This window comes from Sphingomonas sp. FUKUSWIS1 (assembly GCF_000733135.1).
Taxonomy (GTDB): Bacteria; Pseudomonadota; Alphaproteobacteria; order Sphingomonadales; family Sphingomonadaceae; genus Sphingomonas; species Sphingomonas aerolata.
Genome location: NZ_JPJC01000010.1, coordinates 1 through 4,048, shown reverse-complemented (window position 1 = coordinate 4,048; position 4,048 = coordinate 1). Strand labels below are relative to the sequence as shown.

The 4,048-nt window shown below is 66.5% G+C and carries 2 protein-coding genes; one reads left to right on the top strand and one right to left on the bottom strand.

The window, feature by feature from the left end:
• On the bottom strand, window positions 1–474 hold a 474-nt coding region (locus sphsw_RS00795), incomplete at its 3' end, for an RNA polymerase sigma factor (RefSeq protein WP_052380789.1).
• 233 nt (window positions 475–707) lie between these two features.
• Here sphsw_RS00795 and sphsw_RS00790 point away from each other — a divergent pair.
• The gene (locus sphsw_RS00790) at window positions 708–3,716 is read left to right on the top strand and encodes a TonB-dependent receptor (protein ID WP_042466256.1); all 3,009 of its coding nucleotides are present in this window, start codon (window positions 708–710) and stop codon (window positions 3,714–3,716) included.
• The last annotated feature ends 332 nt before the right edge of the window (window positions 3,717–4,048 follow it).

The following is a 4,048-nucleotide window of genomic DNA, read 5'->3' as shown; positions in this document are numbered from 1 at the left end:
GGTGATGTGTTTCTCGACTGCCTTCGGGCTCAACCCCAGATCCCTCGCTATCGCCGCGCAGCTTTGCCCCTGCAAACGGCGGCGGACAAGCACGTCGCGGCGCAGCGGCGGCATGGCGTCGAGCGCGTCCCGGAGGATCGCGACCGCCTCGCGGCCGACCAGCACCCGGTCCGGCAGGGGCGCCTGGCTGACGGGCTCCTCCGCGCGTTCGGCGACATAGCGGCGGTCCCTGCGATGATGGTCGACCAGCAGGTTCGCGGCGATCCGGAAGCCGAGCGCATAGATGCTGACCAGCTTCTGCACGCGCCCCTGGTGCACCAGCCGCGACAGCGTCTCCTGCACGACGTCCTCGACGACATCGACCCGGCTGGTGCGCGCACGGACATAGCGGCTCAGCGTCGCCGCGATCGCGCGCCAGTCCTCGACCGCGGGCTCGCCCGCGCGGGTGTCGATCTGGGGAAGGGTCGCTGGCATGGCTCGTCCGGGTTGTTGATCCCGGCGACCTAGGCCGCGTTTGTGACAATTTCGGAGAGGGTGCGACAAGGAGTTCGCGCGGACGCTGCCCGATCCCCCAAATTGCGCAGCACCACCGTCAGTATAAACGCCGACCTGCATCAGACTTCGCTGTCATATAACTGAAACCAAATACTTTGTCGGGTTTCCGGGCGCCTGCCCGTCTTGCCCTCGAACCATCTCGGGGGGAAATCATGTTTCATAGAATTCGTCTGGCGCGGCGTCTGCTTGCGTCCGTCGCACTGTCCGGCCTCGTCTGCGCGCCTGCGATCGCGCAGACCGCACCACCGGCACCACGCCAGTTCAGCTTCGACGTTCCCGCACAGGGTCTCGCCGACGCGCTCCTCGCCTTCTCGCGCCTGACCGGGCTGCAGCTCGCGACGTCGCCGTCGCTGCTGCAGGGCGCAAGCAGCCAGCGCCTGCGCGGGCGGATGACCGCGGAACAGGCGCTCGCGCGGATCACCGCGGGCAGCGCGGTCGACGGCAGGATCGTCGGCGGCACGGTCACCGTCGCGCGGCACATGGGGCCGGTGACGACGGCATACGCTCCTGCCGCGGCGCCCGGCGGGACCGAAGCCCAGGCGATCGCGCAGGCCACGCAGCCTGACCCCCTCGCCGATGACGGTGCCGACATCGTCGTCCGGGGCTACCGCCAGAGCGTCGCCAAGGCGCAGCAGATCAAGAAGGCCGCCACCGGGTCGCAGGAGGTGATCCTGGCGCAGGACATCGCCGCGTTTCCCGACCAGAACCTCGCAGAGGCGCTCCAGCGCATCCCCGGCGTCGCAATCACCCGCGACAGCGGTGAGGGTCGCCAGATCTCGCTACGCGGCCTTGGCGCGGATTTCACCCGCACGCAGCTGAACGGCATGGAGGTGCTCACCAATACCTCGTCGGGGCTGGACAGCCGCTCGTCGGTCAGCCGATCGCGCGCGTTCGACTACAGCATCTTCGCGTCCGAGCTGTTCAACAAGGTGATCGTCGAGAAATCCTATGCGGCGCAGCAGGATGAGGGCGGCATCGGCGGCACTGTCGGGCTGCACACCGCCAAGCCGTTCGACTATGACGGCCTCACCGTCGTCGCCTCCGCCCGCGGCCAGGCGAACCAATATACCAAGACGGTCACACCGCGCCTCGTCGGGCTGATATCTGACCGCTGGGGGGATTTCGGCGTCCTCGCCTCGGTCGCGTACAGCACCGCCGAGACCGTCGAGTTCGGCTATCGCAACTGGAACTGGTCGCAGATCAATTTCGGCGCGGCCAATGTCGGGCCCGCCGTCTCCGCTGCGGACCGCGCGCTCCTGGTCGGCGCGACCGGTGCCGCGCGCGTCTGGAACAGCCGTGCGCAGACTTACGCCACCTTCTTCAACAAGCGCGAACGGCTCGGCGTCACCACCGCACTGCAATATCATCCCGACGACCGCACCGATGTCTCGCTCGACCTGCTCTATGGCCGGCTGAACAACGACCGGCGCTCGGGCGTGATCGGCGCCGCGGGGACCAACGGCGTCGCCGCGAACAACGTCACGGGTACGCAGCTGCTGACCGGCGTCACCTTCGACGATTTCAACGACATCGTCGGCGCGTCGTTCGACCGTGTCGACATGCGCACCGAATCCAAGGTGACGCATGACCAGACGACCTTCTGGCAGGCCGCGCTCAACGCGCATACCGATCTCGCCAGCAACCTGACGCTCAACGTCCTGGGCGGCTGGTCGCGATCGACCTTCGCGTCGCGATATGCGCAGGTCTATCTAGAGGCGGTCGGCAAGAGCTATTCCTTTTCGGGGTTGAACACCGCCTCGCCGCGGACCGACTATGGCTTCGACACCACCGACGCGTCGCAATGGGACCTGCAGGGCCTCGAGACCCGCGCCGACCGGATCGAGAGCGAATTCTACAACAGCAAGGCAGAGCTTGCCTGGACCGTCGCCACGGGGTCGACGATCAAGGCGGGCGCGGGGTTCAAGCGCTTCACCAATGGCGGCTGGCAGCGCAAGGTCGCGCCCAGCTACGAGAACAAGCCGGGCGTGCCCGACGTCCCGACCAGCGTCCTGACCGACAGCACGCTCGCCCCCTATGTGATCGGCGATGTCGCCGGCACCTATGCGCTGCTCGGCCAGAGCATGATCGTCGACGCGAACAGCACCGTCGCCGGCACCGCCTATGACCTGACCGAACGGACCTATGGCGCCTATCTGCAATATGACCTCGCCACCCGGCTCGGCGCGATCGGCCTGCGCGCCAATGTCGGCGTGCGCTATTACCATACCGATCTCGGATCCGCAGGGACCGCGCTGGTCGGCAGCGCGCTCGTCCCGGTCAGCGTGACCAACCGCTATGACGGCTTCCTGCCCGCAGCGAACCTCGCCTTCGACCTCAGCCGGTCGATCGTCTTCCGGCTGAGCGGCAATCGCAATCTGAGCCGCCCTGCGCTCAGCGACATGCGCGCGGCCGGAACGCTCAACCTCGCCTCGTTCGGCGGCACGATCGCGGCCGGCAATCCCAATCTGAAGCCGTTCATCGCCGATTCGATCGAAACCTCGCTCGAATATTATGACGGCACGCGCGGATCGCTCGCGATCGGCGCTTTCTACAAGCACATGGACTCGTACATCACGTCGGAAACGCGGCTCGTATCCTATGCCTCGACCGGCTATCCGGCGGCGCTGCTGCCCGTCGGCGTCGACCCTGCGGTGCTGGTAAACTATACGCGCCCGATCAACGGCCCCGGCGCGTCGATCAAGGGGATCGAGGTCGCCGCGAAGCGCGACTTCGACTTCCTGCCCGCGCCGTTCGACAAGCTCGGCATACTCGGCAACGTCACGGTCGCCAGCGGATCGACCGACGTCTTCTATGCGGGCGTGCCGGTCCGCCTGCCGCTGCCGACGCTGTCCAAATTCTCGTCGAACGCGACGCTCTATTACGACACCGATCGCTGGGGCGCGCGCGGCTCGATCGCGACACGCTCGCGCTATCGCTGGGGCGATGGCGGCAACGGCAATATCGGCGAGTATATCAAGGGCACCACGAACCTCGACGCCTCGGCCTATGTCAATCTGACGCCGCGGTTCAAGCTGACGCTCGACGTGATCAACATCACCGACGAGCCGATCGTCCAATATGCCGACGGTACCGCCAAGCGGGTGATGACCAATACCGTCAGCGGCCGGACCGTCGCGTTCGGCGGGACGATGCGCTTCTGAACGAGCACAGGGGCAGGTCGGTCACCGGCCTGCCCCTTCACCGTCTGGATCCGTCCACGGCCCCGAGGGCCTGTACTCGACCGATACCAGGAATAGCGTGCGCCCCGTGCAGCAACAGCCGCCTTGATGCCGAGCGGGCGCATCCGGGCCCATCTTACAGACACGCTAGGTTACGCGTCCTCGTCATGGGGTCAGGCGCGCAGTAAAAGAGGGCTAGAAACGACGACAGCCCCGAAGCTTTCGCTTCGGGGCTGTCGTAGGATTTGGTTGCGGGGACAGGATTTGAACCTGTGACCTTCAGGTTATGAGCCTGACGAGCTACCGGGCTGCTC

What these genes read in the sequence shown, in the direction of transcription:
- sphsw_RS00790 (WP_042466256.1), top strand. Translation starts at nt 708, where the DNA reads ATGTTTCATAGAATTCGTCTGGCGCGGCGTCTGCTTGCGTCCGTCGCA.